This window comes from Psychrobacter sp. YGAH215, from assembly GCF_007280595.1.
GTDB classification, from domain to species: Bacteria; Pseudomonadota; Gammaproteobacteria; order Pseudomonadales; family Moraxellaceae; genus Psychrobacter; species Psychrobacter faecalis.
Genome location: NZ_VKLR01000004.1, coordinates 68,481 through 84,329, shown reverse-complemented (window position 1 = coordinate 84,329; position 15,849 = coordinate 68,481). Strand labels below are relative to the sequence as shown.

At 43.9% G+C, this 15,849-nt stretch carries 14 protein-coding genes; 8 read left to right on the top strand and 6 right to left on the bottom strand.

Annotated features, from left to right (window positions below; translation table 11 throughout):
• Positions 1-82: 82 nt before the first annotated feature.
• Complete coding sequence (gene rpsT, locus FOR85_RS02135; protein ID WP_010200097.1) at positions 83-349, bottom strand: 30S ribosomal protein S20; 267 nt, start codon at positions 347-349, stop codon at positions 83-85.
• A 524-nt stretch (positions 350-873) separates the two neighbouring features.
• On the opposite strand from rpsT, the gene FOR85_RS02130 reads away from it, so the two are divergent.
• The 8 genes from FOR85_RS02130 to FOR85_RS02105 all read left to right on the top strand — a co-directional run bounded on the left by FOR85_RS02130 (position 874) and on the right by FOR85_RS02105 (position 11,368).
• Complete coding sequence (locus FOR85_RS02130; protein WP_144296508.1) at positions 874-1,575, top strand: NAD-dependent epimerase/dehydratase family protein; 702 nt, start codon at positions 874-876, stop codon at positions 1,573-1,575.
• 75 nt (positions 1,576-1,650) lie between these two features.
• A complete protein-coding gene (gene rraA, locus FOR85_RS02125) occupies positions 1,651-2,193 on the top strand; it encodes a ribonuclease E activity regulator RraA (RefSeq protein ID WP_082894266.1) in 543 nt (180 codons plus the stop codon).
• A 238-nt stretch (positions 2,194-2,431) separates the two neighbouring features.
• Complete coding sequence (mfd, locus tag FOR85_RS02120; RefSeq protein WP_144296507.1) at positions 2,432-6,151, top strand: transcription-repair coupling factor; 3,720 nt, start codon at positions 2,432-2,434, stop codon at positions 6,149-6,151.
• A 253-nt stretch (positions 6,152-6,404) separates the two neighbouring features.
• The gene (locus FOR85_RS02115) at positions 6,405-6,836 is read left to right on the top strand and encodes an HIT domain-containing protein (RefSeq protein ID WP_144296506.1); all 432 of its coding nucleotides are present in this window, start codon (positions 6,405-6,407) and stop codon (positions 6,834-6,836) included.
• A gap of 395 nt (positions 6,837-7,231) precedes the next feature.
• Positions 7,232-7,573, top strand: a complete 342-nt coding sequence (locus FOR85_RS12740) for a hypothetical protein (protein ID WP_223808467.1) — start codon at positions 7,232-7,234, stop codon at positions 7,571-7,573.
• Positions 7,574-8,419 (top strand): neutral/alkaline non-lysosomal ceramidase N-terminal domain-containing protein, encoded by an 846-nt coding sequence (locus FOR85_RS12735; RefSeq protein WP_223808466.1) that lies wholly within the window; start codon positions 7,574-7,576, stop codon positions 8,417-8,419.
• Positions 8,415-9,485 carry a neutral/alkaline non-lysosomal ceramidase C-terminal domain-containing protein gene (locus tag FOR85_RS12730; RefSeq protein WP_223808475.1) on the top strand — a complete coding sequence of 357 codons (1,071 nt, stop codon included), beginning with the start codon at positions 8,415-8,417 and terminating at the stop codon, positions 9,483-9,485. The genes FOR85_RS12735 and FOR85_RS12730 overlap by 5 nt, the downstream gene beginning before the upstream one ends.
• A gap of 452 nt (positions 9,486-9,937) precedes the next feature.
• Positions 9,938-11,368 (top strand): adenylate/guanylate cyclase domain-containing protein, encoded by a 1,431-nt coding sequence (locus FOR85_RS02105; protein ID WP_144296505.1) that lies wholly within the window; start codon positions 9,938-9,940, stop codon positions 11,366-11,368.
• 101 nt (positions 11,369-11,469) lie between these two features.
• Here the strand turns inward: FOR85_RS02105 and fdx are convergent, their stop codons facing one another.
• From fdx to iscU, 5 genes are all read right to left on the bottom strand, one after another.
• Positions 11,470-11,808, bottom strand: a complete 339-nt coding sequence (fdx, locus tag FOR85_RS02100; protein WP_068404490.1) for an ISC system 2Fe-2S type ferredoxin — start codon at positions 11,806-11,808, stop codon at positions 11,470-11,472.
• Positions 11,809-11,919: 111 nt separating this feature from the next.
• Positions 11,920-13,797 carry a Fe-S protein assembly chaperone HscA gene (gene hscA / locus FOR85_RS02095; RefSeq protein WP_144296504.1) on the bottom strand — a complete coding sequence of 626 codons (1,878 nt, stop codon included), beginning with the start codon at positions 13,795-13,797 and terminating at the stop codon, positions 11,920-11,922.
• A gap of 169 nt (positions 13,798-13,966) precedes the next feature.
• Positions 13,967-14,557 carry a Fe-S protein assembly co-chaperone HscB gene (hscB, locus tag FOR85_RS02090; protein ID WP_144296503.1) on the bottom strand — a complete coding sequence of 197 codons (591 nt, stop codon included), beginning with the start codon at positions 14,555-14,557 and terminating at the stop codon, positions 13,967-13,969.
• Between the two features lie 187 nt (positions 14,558-14,744).
• A complete protein-coding gene (gene iscA, locus FOR85_RS02085; RefSeq protein ID WP_068404485.1) occupies positions 14,745-15,065 on the bottom strand; it encodes an iron-sulfur cluster assembly protein IscA in 321 nt (106 codons plus the stop codon).
• Between the two features lie 226 nt (positions 15,066-15,291).
• The gene (iscU, locus tag FOR85_RS02080) at positions 15,292-15,705 is read right to left on the bottom strand and encodes a Fe-S cluster assembly scaffold IscU (protein WP_068404483.1); all 414 of its coding nucleotides are present in this window, start codon (positions 15,703-15,705) and stop codon (positions 15,292-15,294) included.
• Between the last annotated feature and the right edge of the window lie 144 nt (positions 15,706-15,849).

Genomic DNA, 15,849 nt, shown 5'->3' with positions numbered 1-15,849 from the left:
AACCCTGCCCCAGTATGAAAACCAGTAGCAAGGTTTTGGTCATCACACCCTCAAGTGCGATGCGGTCTAAACGCAACCAAACTTAAGCTTGTAAGCCTTTGATGGTTTTGTTTAGGCGGCTCTTACGACGAGCAGCTTTATTCTTATGAATAATACCTTTGTCAGCCATACGATCAAGAACCGGTACCGCTTTTTTGTAAGCTTCGGTAGCCGCGTCATAATCTTTAGCAGCGATAGCCGCATCAACACGTTTTAGATAAGTACGAACCATAGAGCGTTGTGACGCAGAGTTCTGACGACGTTTGGTGTTTTGACGGGCGCGTTTACGAGCTTGTGCAGTATTAGCCACGCGTATCTCCTTGATAAAGACAGATAAAAATATGAATGTTGATTGCAATAATAATGGGTTTAACAATCATCGGTGACGAGCAGCCTCTCGCCAAACATGATGTCGATGTCTATTATGAGGGCACTTATCTGTTATTAAAGTACCTAATAGTAATAGAGCATCGCTCGCGCCAGAACTGTTTGGAATAATTAAACAGCGTTGACGTGTAAAGCCGGTTATCTTAGCAAATTATTGCGCTTAGAACAATATATTTGATGATTAATGCTAAAAGAAGTTATGCTAGCCGATCTTAAAGGTTTAATTAAAGGGTTTATCGCGCTAACAAATGAATTATCTAACAAAAGTTCGACTTAAAAGTCTGAATTATTCCCATAAACCTAGACGTTGATAAAATCTCTTACAATAAATTGTGTAGAATAGCGCTAGCGAGTTGTTAATTTAGGTATGATACCAAAGCAAATAATTTCTACAAGACATCATTTTTAGCATTATAATCACCCCAACATGATATAAATGGATAGGCTATGCAGCGAAAAGCAATTGTAATTGGCGCAACAGGACTGGTCGGACAGCATCTTGTTAAGCAGCTTAGTGAGCTTTATGACACGTTGATTGTAATTGCACGGCGGCCGCCTCGCTACATCAATGCCAGCATGCGCTTTTTTCAGGTTAGTGATTTTGATAACTTGGCTGAAATATTTGCCAGTGTCGGCGTAGATAGTAAGACCGATGCCTTTAGCTGCCTTGGTACCACCAAAAAACAAGCAGGTAGTGACGAAGCGTTTCGAAAAGTTGACCACGACTATAATGTCAATTTTGCCACATTGTGCCGTGTGAAAGGCGTGGAAAACTTCTTTTTATTGTCCTCAATGAATGCTGATATCGACAGCCGTTTTTTATACAATCGGGTCAAAGCGGAAACAGAGCAGTCTATTATGGCGCTAGGTTTTACCCAGTTGGTGATTTTTCGGCCATCGTTATTACTTGGCAAGCATAAAGGCCGTCCGCTTGAAAGCTTTGGTCAAAAAGCATTTAAACTGATATCGCCAATCGTCCCCGAGTCATTATCCTTGCATCCTATTTCTGCCAAGCGCGTTGCCAGTGCGATGGCGATGAGTGCGCATGAGGTATATCAGCGTAATAAATATCGTAGTGAGCCTACCATTACAGACACGGAAATTATCGAAAATAAACAGCTACTAGCAATGACCAAAGTCAAAAAATAGCCTAAGCATAAATTGATAAAAACTCAGATTTCATGATAGATAATTCAACTATTTAACTTAACAAGGAGCGTCACGATGTCAGATACAGCAGAAACAACCACGATGAATAAAGACAACTTTGTCACTTGTGATTTATTAGATGCCAATCCTGAGTCGCAAGTATGCCTGCCCAATATCGAAGGCAAATCATTTTATAGCTTTGGCGGTAAAGACAGATTTTGCGGTGAAATCGTGACAGTAAAATGCTTTGAAGATAATAGCCGCGTAAAATCTTTATTGAACAGCGATGGCAAAGATAAAGACGGCAATGGCAAAGTCTTGGTCGTTGACGGTGGCGGTTCAATGCGCTGCGCGTTGCTCGGCGATATGATTGCGCAATCAGCGATTGATAATGGCTGGGCAGGGGTGGTGGTATATGGCTGCGTGCGTGATGTAGATGATATGGCGCAAATGGATATCGGCGTCATGGCGCTTGGCTGCATCCCGCGCAAATCAAATCGCCGCGATGAAGGTCAAACCGATATTGAAATCCGCTTTGGTGATTTAACGTTAAACTCAGGTATGTTTGTTTACGCTGATAATAACGGCATTATCGCGAGCGAAAAACCATTAATTTAAAAACAGCTTATACTTTAACAGTAGCTTTATGGTTATAACTCTAAAACCTCAGCTTAATCGTTGAGGTTTTTTTATTTAAGTAGCTTGTCGTTATAGATGAATATGCGTTTTTTCAATTGTTTAGTTTTTGGTTTTTTCATAACAAGGCTAAGTGACAAACCGTTACGGCATAAATTTTGGTAATTGCGCAAATATTCGTATAATAGCTTTCTGACTCTTAACGTTGACCCTATTCTTTATGTCTATCACTGCTTTGACCGACGCCTTTGACCCTATTAACCAGCAGTTATTTCCTATCCAGAATGCCGAGCGGCGTTGGCTGGCGCCTGTGCATGGAGCAGTCAGTAGCTTGTGGCTCGCAAGTCTGGTACAAACGCCGCTATGGGATGTGGCTGACCGTCTAAAGGTTGTGGTGACGCGTGACCAAAATCAGCTTAACCAGATAGAGACGGAGTTGGCATTTTGCGGCGTCGATGCTTATGTGTTCCCTGATTGGGAAACGCTGACCTATGATGAGCTGTCTCCGCATCAAGATATCGTCAGCGAACGTATTAATCTGTTAACGGATATGCCAACGTCAGGCGTACTGTTAATTTCGGTACAGGCATTGATGCATCGGGTCGCACCGCCAAGCTGGTTGATAGGGCAGCATTTTGATCTGAGTGTCGGTGATCGATTTGATATCAATACTCAGCGCGAACTATTATCAAAGGCGGGTTACCGCGCGGTTGAGAACGTCTTTGAGCCGGGTGAATTTGCCGTACGTGGTAGTATCATTGATATCTTTGCCATGGGTCAGCCATTTCCGCTACGCCTAGACTTATTCGATGATGAAATTGAGACCATTCGCTTTTTTAATCCGCAGACCCAGCGCACATTGACCGTTGATGACCTCAAAACCATGATAAGTGGCAACGATAGCAGCATGGGCAAAGAATCGCTATCGCTGCTGCATAAACTGCCAGATATCTCAAAGCCCATTAAGCAATTTCAAATACTACCCGCTAAAGAGTTTCCGCTCGATGAAGGGCGGGAGACGTTCCGCACCAACTTTGCTGCTATGTTCCCCAATGCCAGTAGCCGCAAATCTGAGCTGCATAAAGATGTCATGGCAGGTATTGCCAGTAGCGGACTTGAGTATTATCAGCCACTGTTTTTTGATTTAAAGGATTGGATGGCAGAAAGTAATTTGTTTTCCTATTTGCCAAGCGATGCGCTGTTTATAACAGATGAGCTGATTAACGAAAAGCAGGCAGATTATTGGTCACAAATTCAGCGCCGTTATGAAGAGCGCCGTCACGATATTGACAAGCCCATCGTTGCGCCTGAATTGTTGTATCTACTATCAAATAGTCTAAACGAGCACCTTAATCATTATCCGCGGGTGATACTGAGTGCGCGCAATGAGCTTGCGACCATGACTGATGTTGCTGCGATTGATAGCATTGATAACGATGACGCAACCTTAGCATCTGAGCAACTATCGCTGACGCCAAAAAAACAGGGGCTAGTGACGTTAAGCGCGCAAGAACCGCCACAACTACCAGTCAATCATCAAAAAGCCGAACCCCTTAGCGAACTGTTAGCGTTTTTAGAGTTGCAAGCGCAAACAGCAACACCTGTATTAATTGTGGCAGAAACGGCGGGTCGGCGTGAAATTCTGATTGAACTGTTTAAAGGCAAAATAGATGTCAAAGCTTACGATAGCTTTGAGGCATTTTTAGCAGCGGACAAATCGAAGAATAATAGTAATAAGTTACCGCAAGTCGGATTGACCATTGCGCCTATTGAACGCGGCGTTTACGTCCCTGAGCGCTTGGTGGTGATTAGTGAGACGCAATTATTTGGCCGGCAAGTGCTGCAAACGCGTCGTCGCCGGCAAAGTGGGGTATCAGAAGAGTTCTTGGTTAAAAGCGTCACCGAAATCACCGAAGGCAGTCCAGTGGTGCATATCGAGCATGGTATTGGGCGTTACAATGGCCTGATTACGCTCGATGTCGGCGATGGTGAGCAAGAGTTTATCCACCTAAAGTACGCTGATGACGCCAGTATCTATGTACCGGTTGCCAATTTACAAATGATTAATCGCTATAGTGGCGGAGATCCAGCGCTTGCGCCATTACATAAAATTGGCAGCGGTAAATGGGATAAAGCCAAGCAAAAAGCGCTTGAGCAAATCCATGACGTGGCGGCCGAGCTGCTTAATATGCAAGCACGGCGCGAAGCGAAAGTCGGTATTCATTTTAAAATTGACCCATCGCAATATGAACTATTCGCCAGTCAATTTGCCTTTGAAGAAACGCCTGATCAAGCCAATGCCATTCATGCGGTGATGGAAGACATGCGACAGAATCAGCCAATGGATCGTCTTATTTGCGGCGATGTTGGTTTTGGTAAAACAGAAGTCGCTATGCGTGCGGCGTTCATTGCGGTGAGTGCCGGTTATCAAGTGGCGGTGTTGGTGCCGACAACCTTGCTCGCCGGTCAGCATGAAGACAATTTCCGTGACCGTTTCGCTGATTGGCCGGTACGTATCGAAACCTTGTCACGCTTTGGTGGTAAAAAGCATCAAGATACCGTGTTAACAGACCTCGCAGCGGGCAAGGTCGATATTGTTATCGGTACGCATAAACTTCTGCAACCTGATGTAAAGTTCTCTAATCTGGGTTTGATGATTGTCGATGAAGAACATCGTTTTGGTGTACGCCATAAAGAACGTATCAAGGCGATTCAGACCGACGTCGATAGTATGTCGATGACCGCGACGCCAATCCCTAGAACGCTTAATATGGCGCTCTCAGGGATGCGTGATATGTCGATTATTGCTACCCCGCCTGCACGTCGTCTGGCGATTAAAACCTTTGTTATGCAAAAGACCGATGCCTTATTAAAAGAAGCCATCTTGCGTGAGCTACTACGTGGCGGACAGGTTTATCTATTGCATAATGATGTCGCCAGTATTGAGCGTATGGCAGAGACCGTCCGTGAACTGGTGCCTGAAGCACGAGTAGGGGTTGCGCATGGGCAAATGCAAGAGCGCCAACTTGAGCAAGTGATGCAGCAGTTTTATCATAAAAAGTTCAACGTGCTGATATGCTCGACCATTATCGAAACCGGTATTGATGTGCCCAATGCCAATACCATTATCATTGAGCGCGCCGATAAATTTGGTTTGGCGCAATTGCATCAGCTGCGTGGTCGCGTTGGTCGTAGTCATCATCAAGCCTATTGCTACTTGCTAGTGCCTTCTATCAAAGGTCTTAAAGGCGATGCTAAGCGCCGTCTGCACGCGATTGAGCGCGCCAATACCTTGGGCGCAGGTTTTATGCTGGCAAGTGAAGACTTGGAGATTCGCGGCGCCGGTGAAATCCTTGGTAAGCAGCAAAGCGGTAACATGCAAGCGATTGGCTTTAGCTTATATATGGATATGCTTGAGCGCGCAACCAAGGCGATTAAAGCCGGTAAAGAGCCGGATTTAAGTACGCCGCTGTCATTGACCAGTGAAATCAATTTGCACAGCTCGGCGCTAATACCAGAAGAATATTTGCACGATGTGCATCAGCGCTTATTGTTTTACAAACGTATTAGTAATGCTGATGATAAAGAAGCCTTGACCGATATTCGTACCGAAATGATTGACCGTTTTGGGACATTACCCGACCAGACTAAGCAATTATTTGCCGTTCATGGACTGCGTATACAAGCTGAACCGCTCAAGATTAATAAGATTGATGCCAATAGCAGCAGCCTAACACTAGAATTTGCGCCTGATACGCCGGTCGACGCCTTAGCGATTATTCAGCTGATTCAAAAAGACGGTCAGCACTATCGTATGAACGGTGCATCTGGTATACGCTATCAAGATAGCAATAAGCTGGCAACACCGCAGCAGCGTGTCAGCGTCATTCAAGACCTATTGCGCTATTTTAGCGAGCATACAGTGACAGAGTCTGCCTAGCTTTGTTTGTTTATATCGCTAAACCAAGCACGTTTACGAAATCGTTTAAGTACAGCAAATACCATACGCTAAGACAATCGGTCACGGCGCTATTTTATCGCTTGGATAACTGATAAAATAGCGGCATCTTATATTTAGCCTGCTGTTTCTTTAAGCATAATGTTTTAAGCGTATTATAGTTTAGTAAATTCAGTTCTGCTTTTCGGTATTTTAATTCCATTTATTTGAGCGTCATAACAAGAGAACCGTCATTATGTTCCAACTTCATCATAAACTTGCAGCCGACAGTTTTTTAGTGGGTGATTTCCCATTATCAACCTGTCGTTTAATCAATGATTGTCAGTTTCCATGGTTAATATTGGTACCGCGGGTATCAGGTATCAAAGAATTGTACGAGCTATCTGAGGCAGACCAAGCGCAGTTTTTGCGTGAGTCGAGCTGGTTATCAAGCCAACTTGCTAAGACTTTCCAAGCAGATAAAATGAATGTCGCTGCCCTCGGTAATCAAGTACCGCAGCTACATTTTCATCATATCGTCCGCTATCAAAACGACATGCAATGGCCAAATCCAGTATGGGGCATTCCTGCCGTTCCTTATACCAAAGAAGTGTTGGCGCAAATGCAGCAAACGCTGATGATGGCGCTGCGTGGTCATCACCAAATGCCGTTCGATTGGCAAATGTAGTTAAGCTTTAGATAATGGTTGATAAATGTGACTTTAGTACTTTTTATTTAAGTCGTTTTATCTAAGCCATCTTATTTAAGTAAGTATGCTCAAAGTAAAATCATAGTAAAGTGGTTTTTTAAGGGCAATTGAAGGTTTGGTTGCTATAAAATATTTTACATTTGTTTGTTAATCGTTATATTAGAGAGTGGGTTGGTTAAATGGATATAGCCAACTTATGTACTCGCAGTCGTTTTCGTGGATTGATGTATATTGGTAGTTATCAATAGTTATCAATAGTTATCAATAGTTATCAATAGTTATCATTGATTAAGCGCGCATCACAGGTTGCGGGATATTTAATCTTAGACTGAGATACTTCAGTTGAAGATTTTACTCTATGTTAAGGATAACAAATGGCTACTTCTTCTATCGCACCTCCACTATTACGACCTTTTATGTTACTCATCTCTATTTGTACCACTGTATTGAACCTAACGACATGTGAGACGGATTCAACGGAGTCTGCTTCAACACAGTCGGCATCCGTACAATCTGCTGCAGCCTTGTCCGATTTGGGGCCAACCATTAGTGAAAATGCTACTGCCGCAGCGGACAGCTCTATCACGTTAAATCGTAGCGCTTCTGCCATGTCTATGCGAGCGATGCCGACAAGCCAGTATTTGGTAGGTAGCGGTAAGGCAGATATCACTGGTGCTGCTGCCGAAACTGGCATGTTTGGTTATGCTGCGGGGTAGGTGGTACAAGGTATCAACGACCGTTTGTACTCTTATGCTTTTATTATCGGCGAAGCGGACAAAAATACGGGCAAACGCGTCGTCTATGTATCAGCAGATATGGGCGCTATGTTTACCGCGGTAAAACTTGAGGTCATTAAACGTCTAAAAGCGGATTATGGTGACTTATATAACGATGACAATGTCATGCTCGCAGCCACGCATACCTATGTGAGTAACGCCGGCTACTCACATCAGCAGCTGTATCAAATTGCCAGTACCGATGACACGCTAGCAGGCTATAGCAGCCAAAACTTCAATGCTATCGTCAATGGTATTGTCACCTCAATTAAACGTGCTCACGCTAACTTGACGCCAGGGACGCTATCTTTGGCGCAAGGCGAGCTAAAGGGTGCAACAGTCAATCGCTCAGAATTTGCCTACAACAATAATAACGACGCCAAAGATCTTGATAGTAATGTCAATGAAACCATGACCCAGCTGCGTCTTAATGACGCCGATGGCACCCCAGTGGGTCTGATCAATTGGTTTGCGCTGCATCCAACGAGTTTTAGTAATAAATTTATGCACCTAAGTGCTGATAACAAAGGCTTTACTCAGCGCGGCGCGGAAAAGATTTTTGGCGGAGCATCAGACAAGCCGTTTGTCGCAGCTTTTGCCAATGCTGATGAAGGCGATATGCTGGCGGCAGGTGGTAATGCCAATTCTAAACCGGGCTTTCAAGGTAGCGATAACGAGTGGGAAAACGTTAGACGGGATGGGCAGATGCAGCTGGATAAAGCGGTTGAGCTTTGGCATCAAGGCGTGCCGGTTGCTGGACCAGTAGACGTACGCGCGCTGGATTGACTTAAAGGGCTATCAGGTCGAAGGTAAATTCACCAATGGCGCGGGTAATAAAGTCTTATGTATGCCAGCTCGTGGTTACTCGTTTGCCGCTGGCGGGGAGAATGGCCCCTCGAATATACCTAGTATGTATGAGGGCATGACCCGAGAAAATTTCCGTATCAATGACGATATCAATAAAGTCGATCAATCATTTTTGGGCAGTTTAACGCGCGGCGCGTTTGGTATAGTATCAACCGTCAGCCAAGATGATTGTCAGGCGGAAAAACAAGTCTTATTGCCAACGGGAAGCTGGGGCTGGATTAATACTCAGCAGCCGGTGCAACTGATGCGTATCGGTAATATCGCTCTCGTTGCCATCCCTGCCGAGCCGACGACCATGGTTGGACGCCGGATGCGCGCCGCCGTGCTTGCTCAACTACAAGACTCGGGGGTAGTTACCGTCATTATTAATGGTTTGGCGAATAACTATAGCGGCTATTTGACCACGCGTGAAGAGTTCGCTACTCAGTATTACGAGGGGGCGTCTACTGAGTATGGTCCATATCAAACCGCTGCTTATATTCAAGAATATACTCAACTAGCGGCGGCGCTGCGTGATGGTATAGAAATCTATGACAGTGCCACACCGCCTGATCGCTCAGGCAAATCCTTTAATGAGCGTCCAGGGGTGGTCTTCGACGATAAGCCTTTAAAGCAAACTTGGGGACAAACCCTCACTCAGCCTAAAACCAGTTATCAAAAGGGTGACATTGCTACGGCAGTATTCCGCGGTGCTCATCCCAAAAATAATCTACGTACCGAAGACAGTTTCTTAAAAGTACAGCGTCTTGACAATGGTAAATGGGTCGATTATCTGAGTGATAGTGATAGTGATAGTGATTTTGATACCACTTATACGTGGCAGCGCGGAGGAGCGGCGTATAGTAAAGCCATCATTGATTGGCGAATAGCTAAGGATACCCTAGCAGGTACTTATCGATTGACCCATCAAGGCGACTGGAAGAGCGGTTGGACGCATAAAATTAAGCCTTATTCAGGCGTTTCTAATAGTTTTAGTGCGCAATAACTGTTTTTATTCAGATAGTTGTTGAGTATGGGCTTATATTTATTTTTCACTTCAAAAAAGTCAGATAGATATTATCTGGCTTTTTTGTCTTTGTTATGGTTATTAACTCAAGTCGTTTTTAATGCAAATAGTTTTTATTAATCATGAGCTTTACACTGCTTTTTATGGCTAATAAGCGACAAGTGGTATGCTTTTACTTACCAGTGTCCTAGGTAAGAAGGCACTAAAGCCGTATAATAGGTAGATTTCCTATCTACTTATATTATCAAATGTTGATAAAGCGTTTTACTTATTAATATATTTACTTGTTAAGTTAAGGGCTTAGCAACCTGAAAGCTTATTAACCTAAGTACTTATTAATCTAAAGACTGCGCAAAAACATATGTTGATAGAAAATCCGCTTTAATTTTTATTCAAACCTTCGACAGTTTTCCTTTAAGCGAACCTTGACTATGGTATTTTTTGAAACCACAAGCCCAAAGATTCCTGTACAGGGTGGTAGTAGTAGCAATGCCTATCGATTTGATTATCCAGAAATTTTTGTTTTAATACTAACGGTTATATTGCTCGCGATACATTATAACTTTAGTCCGACGTCGATGGCGCTCGCTGTCGTGGTTTGTCTGCCGAGTTTGCTGATTTTAATTTATAACTATCGCCGTCCAGCCAGTTTTTGGACGTCTAACATTGTTATTATTTTATCTTCAGCGGTCATAGGTTCGATACAGTTTTGTGCAGTGATTTCGCTCAGTCTAGCAGCGCTCATTGGTATGCGAATTATTCTTAGTAGCCCTGAAAGCCATCTTAAACTTCTCGCTGCATCAGTAGTGACGGTCATTGTCTTTTATTATGTCAGTGTGACTTTAAATAGTACTGAGATGGACTGTCACGACAGCTTTGTTACCCCTGCGGTGTTATTGGCCAGTATGATTGTGATACTGTGCCATTTTCGCCATGTTTATCGTGATTATGTAGATTATGAAGCGCGAGCGCGGCAAGCGGCTGGACGTCTAAATACCATGGTTTCTGTCATTAATAAACTGACGCGCTTTGTACCGCCGCAAGTTTGGGAGCCAATCGTTAAATCTGACAGTCCCGTTAGCGTCGAAAATAAACGTGCCAAGCTGACGATGATGTTTTCAGATATTGTCGGCTTTACAGAGCTGTCCGATAGTTTGAGCGCTGACAATTTGGCAGACATTCTAAATACCTATATGCATTGTATGACGTTAATCGCCAATAAGCACGGTGCGGTGCTGGATAAGTTTATCGGCGATGGGATGGTGTGCTTTTTTGGCGAGCCGAACAGTCGAGGGCCACGCCAAGATGCGCTCGATTGTGTGGCAATGGCGATAGATATGCGCCGTGAAATGCGCACCTTGCGGCAAAAATGGCGGCTGCTCGGTTTCGAGGGTTTGTATATCCGTATCGGCATTACCACCGGCTACTGTCACGTCGGCAATTTTGGCAGTAACAACCGTTTGAGCTATACGCTGATTGGTAAAGAGGCCAACCTTGCTTCACGGCTTGAGGCAGTCGCGGGTAAAGGCCAGATATTTATTAGCGAAAGTACCCATGATTATATTTCGCATGATTATGACTGTGAATATGTCGGTGCTTTTCAGCTCAAAGGTTTTGATAATAAGGTAAGCGCGTGGCAAGTACGCGACCCCGATGAAAATAAAGGTCAGTTGTCAAAATGGGTGGATCATACGCTACCTGGTTTTAATTTGCATTTGAACTTTAAAGACATGCAAAATAATGACTATCAAGATATCAGAAATCGCTTGAATCTAGCCCTTGCCCGTATCGAACAAGAAGAGCAGGCGTCGCTGCTTGAGATAGTCGCAGCAAGTAAGCAGGAAAATATCAGTCATAATTAGGTACAGATTGATTGCGAATTGAAAGTATTTATAAAAAGAAAAATCCAGTTATGATACATAACTGGATTTTTTAGTTTCATTTCATGGTTCAGCTTTATTATTTAATGATTTTCTTTCGCATGGTTTAAGGTGTATTTAGGAATCTCAATCGTTAAATCGTCATCTTCAAGCATCACTTGGCACGATAGGCGTGAATCAGGCTCCAGACCCCACGCGCGGTCCAATAAATCCGCTTCGATATCGTCCATCTCATCTAAGGTGTTAAAGCCTTTACGCACCACGACATGACAAGTGGTACAGGCTTTCGACATCTCGCAAGCATGTTCAATCTTGATGCCCTTTTCAAGTAGCGCTTTACATAAGTTTGTGCCCGATTCTAGCTCGACTTCGGTGCCTTCTGGGCAGATTTCATGGTGAGGTAATATTGTAATTTTTGGCATAAGTTATTCGTCCGCTGCTAATCAATTAAAAATAAAAAAAGGGTCAATCTAGTATAGTTGTTAGTTTAGCTTCTTAAGCGCCTATCATATAATTGGTATAAATGCTATCTACTACCAATCTTGCGCACTGGTACCCGACATGCTTGCTTTGACGCTTTGATTCATAATACGCGCGGCAAAAGCATCACTGTGTGGCTTTAATTTGCCTTGCGCGCTTTCAATAACGGTTAAGTCGTCGGTGCTAAGCGCGGTTTGCAAGGCTTGCATGCTCACGGTCAACGACTGCTGCTCTTCAGGTGTGATTAACGCCGCAAACTCGTTAAGCGCCGACTGTAGCGCCAATAATTCACGTTCCGCTTCTACTTTGGTTTCAATTAGCGAGCGCGCATTTTTGTCTTCTTCCGCATACTTAAAGCCTGCGATTAATAATTGCTCTTTTTGCTCATCAGACAGACCATAAGATGGCACAATCTCAATTTTACTTTCAGTCTTGGTCGTTGTTTCTTGCGCATTGACGGTCAGCTGACCATTGGCATCAATACTAAAGGTCACTTCAATACGCGCAAAGCCCGCTTTCATCGGCGGAATACCATATAGCTCAAAGCGTCCAAGTGAGCGGCAATTATCCACTGTTTCACGCTCGCCTTGCACTACATGAATGACCATGCCGGTTTGACCATCTTGGTAAGTGGTAAAGACTTGGCGTTTTTTAACGGGAATAGGGGTGTTGCGCGGAATCAGCACTTCAACCAAGCCACCCATAGTCTCAAGACCGAGCGATAAAGGCGTCACATCGAGCAATAACAAGCTATTATCGCTGTCACCATTGACCAATTGATGCGCAGTTTGGGCAGCACCTAAAGCCACGACTTCATCGGGATTTAAGCGGCAAAGCGGTTCTTTCGCAAAGAAATCTGCCACCACCTGCTGGATAGCAGGCATACGCGTCGAGCCACCAACCAAAATGACTTCATCTAAGTCAGCGGCAGATAATTTGGCATCGCGCAGTACTTGCTCGCAGACACTTAACGTGCGGCGACTGACAGGCTCTGCAATTGTTATCAAATCGTCGCGGCGTAACACACCTCGAAAAGAGCGCTCATTGACAACAATGTCGATATCGACTTGCTCAGCATCGGTCAATGCTTGTTTATAGCTTTTTGCTTGCTGAGCAAGTATGGATTTGTCGTGCAGGCTCACGTCTTTAGGGTCAATATTTAACTGCTTAATCAGCCAATTGGTCAATAAGCGATCGATATCATCACCGCCAAGCGCACTATTGCCGCCCGTCGCTAATACTTCGAATACGCCATCGCTAAGCTTTAATATAGACACATCAAAGGTGCCACCGCCTAAATCATAGATGAGGTAGTAGTTTTCACTCTTGTCAGTGTTAGGCTGATCAAGACCGTAGGCAACGGCGGCCGCGGTTGGCTCATTTAATAAACGCAAAACGTTAATACCAGCAGCTTGTGCGGCATCTTTGGTGGCTTGACGCTGCGCTTCATCAAAATAGGCGGGCACAGTAATCACCGCACCTTGTATGCTGTCATCTGGCAAAGCGCTTGCGGCACGTTGCTCTAGCGCGGCTAAAATACGCGCTGACACTTCAACAGGAGAGACTTCACCTTGCGCCGTCACAAAAGCTGGCATGGCATCTTCGCTGCCACTTAACTCATAGGGATGGGAGAATTTAATATCGGCTTGACTACGGCCCATAAAGCGCTTAGCCGAGACGATGGTATTTTTTGGATCATCTGCTAAATGGGTAAGGGCATCATAGCCAACTAAAGGCTTGCCAGCACTTGGATAGTAGACCACCGACGGCAACAAAGTATCGGTCGTTGTATCGGCTTGCAAAACTTGCGCCTTGCCTGAGCGTACCACAGCGACCAATGAGCGCGTCGTACCAAGGTCAATTCCTAGGCCAAAACGATGCTGGTGAGGTTGGGCACTTTGATTGGGTTCGGCAATTTGCAATAAAGACATAAGAAAACTCAAAGATAAAATGAATTAAGAGAAATGGTACAAATACAATATATGGTTGACTAGTATTTAATGTTTACAATTATACGGCAGAGAAGTGGTTATTTTAACCTTAGCTACATATAGGCTTGTTACCCGCGAAGTTAAACAATTTAACTAAATTAGTATGACGTTAAACATATAAATCATCGTCATCTAAATGCTCAGCAGACGCGACTTCATCAAGCCCCGTAGTAACATCGGCATCTAATTTCACCAAAAATTTTAATTTTTGCGTGGCATCAATCGCCGTTTGCCAATCTTGGTTCTGATAAGCACTATCAAAACGCTCAGATTGTTTATTTAGACGCACGGTAATCTGCGGATTTAGTTGCTTTAGCACGGCAAGCTCTTTGCCTTCAATCGCATCGTCCAAATCCATACGCATTTGCATCGCATCTTCTAAGAAGTCCAAGTCGGCAATAGAATGCTCTAAGTTTTGCGCTTGCCCAGCGATATCTAACAAATAGCTGGCGCGACTGTCAGGGTCTCTTAACGTTTGATAAGCTTGGTTAATCAGCGCAGAAGCTTGCTCTGATTGCTGCTTAGCTTGTGCGCTATCCGCTGCGTTTTTTGTATCAGCAACAAGATTGTCCGGATGATAACGTTTTTGTAGCAGACGCAGCTGTTGATCAAGGCGCTCTTGATTGACCGCAAACTGTACAGGTTGTTCAAATAGGGCAAAGAAGTTATCAAACTGTGCGTCTGGCGTGATGTCTGTCATAGCGTCTACCTTTGTTTTTATTTATTCTTGTGAAGACTTGCTTTTACTTATGCACTGTTTTGTTTACTGTCTGTTTTAAATACTGGTCTTTTAAAGTTCAGTACTTACTCAGTATCTAAGCGCTAACTCAGGTTTTAGGTGCTAAGCGCTCGTATATCAATCGTTTAGCGCGCTTTGGTTTAGAGCTTTAGACGGTAAACGATTCACCGCAGCCACATTCACCTTTTTGATTGGGATTGGTGAATTTAAAGCCTTCATTGAGACCTTCTTTTTCATAATCCATCACTAAGCCATCTAAATAAACCAAGCTTTTAGGATCAATAAAAATATTGACGCCACGGCTTTCATAACGGGTGTCGTTTTCGTCAGGCGTGTCAACAAACTCTAGCACGTAAGCCAAGCCTGAGCAGCCCGCTGTACGAATGCCTACTCGAATGCCTTCACCTTTACCGCGATTGTCCAAAAAGTCTTGAACATGCTGAGCGGCGCGTTCTGTCATTTCAATCATGCCAACTCCCATTGACTATCAATAATTGAGATAATAATTGCGGCAAAAGCGTTTTTATCAACACCACTGCCAATAAAGCGTTAAAAATAAATAAAAGGTGACAATTACATGAGCGTTATTGTCACCTTAGGGGCGTTAGTAGCTTCTAACGTCGTATTACTCATGTTTGTTTTCAAATTCGCTACTTGCGCCTATTATATAAATAAGCGCAAGGCTTTATATAAATTTAGCTGGTTGCTTCTTCTGTTACTGCCGCAGCTGTACCATGCTTACCTTTATAGTCGCTAATGGCGGCTTTAATGGCGTCTTCTGCAAGGACTGAGCAATGCACTTTTACCGGTGGTAATGCCAATTCTTCAGCGATATCCATATTTTTGATCTCGCCAGCTTGGTCCAAGCTTTTGCCTTTTAGCCACTCGGTGACAAGCGAGCTTGAAGCAATCGCTGAACCGCAGCCATAGGTTTTAAAGCGTGCATCTTCGATGATACCGTTGTCATCGACTTGGATTTGTAGGCGCATTACATCGCCACAGGCTGGGGCGCCAACCATACCCGTACCAACGTTTTTGGCATTTTTGTCAAGATTGCCGACGTTGCGTGGGTTTTCGTAATGATCAATAACTTGGTCACTATAGGCCATGGGGTTTTCTCCTAGTTAGATGATGAGTAGCCACTTAAATGTTAAGTTATATAAGTAACTTTCCAAATAACTCACTTATTAAGTTTAAATGTCTGTCTACTCATCGATAATTGGGGTCAAACACATATTATAAAAATGCTATTT

Excerpts from the sequence above, each read along its gene's own strand:
- FOR85_RS02130 (WP_144296508.1), top strand. The coding sequence starts at position 874 with ATGCAGCGAAAAGCAATTGTAATTGGCGCAACAGGACTGGTCGGACAG.
- mfd (WP_144296507.1), top strand. The coding sequence starts at position 2,432 with ATGTCTATCACTGCTTTGACCGACGCCTTTGACCCTATTAACCAGCAG.
- FOR85_RS02115 (WP_144296506.1), top strand. The coding sequence starts at position 6,405 with ATGTTCCAACTTCATCATAAACTTGCAGCCGACAGTTTTTTAGTGGGT.
- hscB (WP_144296503.1), bottom strand. The coding sequence starts at position 14,557 with ATGACAGACATCACGCCAGACGCACAGTTTGATAACTTCTTTGCCCTA.
- FOR85_RS02105 (WP_144296505.1), top strand. The coding sequence starts at position 9,938 with ATGGTATTTTTTGAAACCACAAGCCCAAAGATTCCTGTACAGGGTGGT.
- hscA (WP_144296504.1), bottom strand. The coding sequence starts at position 13,797 with ATGTCTTTATTGCAAATTGCCGAACCCAATCAAAGTGCCCAACCTCAC.
- FOR85_RS12740 (WP_223808467.1), top strand. The coding sequence starts at position 7,232 with ATGGCTACTTCTTCTATCGCACCTCCACTATTACGACCTTTTATGTTA.
- iscU (WP_068404483.1), bottom strand. The coding sequence starts at position 15,705 with ATGGCCTATAGTGACCAAGTTATTGATCATTACGAAAACCCACGCAAC.
- rraA (WP_082894266.1), top strand. The coding sequence starts at position 1,651 with ATGTCAGATACAGCAGAAACAACCACGATGAATAAAGACAACTTTGTC.
- fdx (WP_068404490.1), bottom strand. The coding sequence starts at position 11,808 with ATGCCAAAAATTACAATATTACCTCACCATGAAATCTGCCCAGAAGGC.
- iscA (WP_068404485.1), bottom strand. The coding sequence starts at position 15,065 with ATGATTGAAATGACAGAACGCGCCGCTCAGCATGTTCAAGACTTTTTG.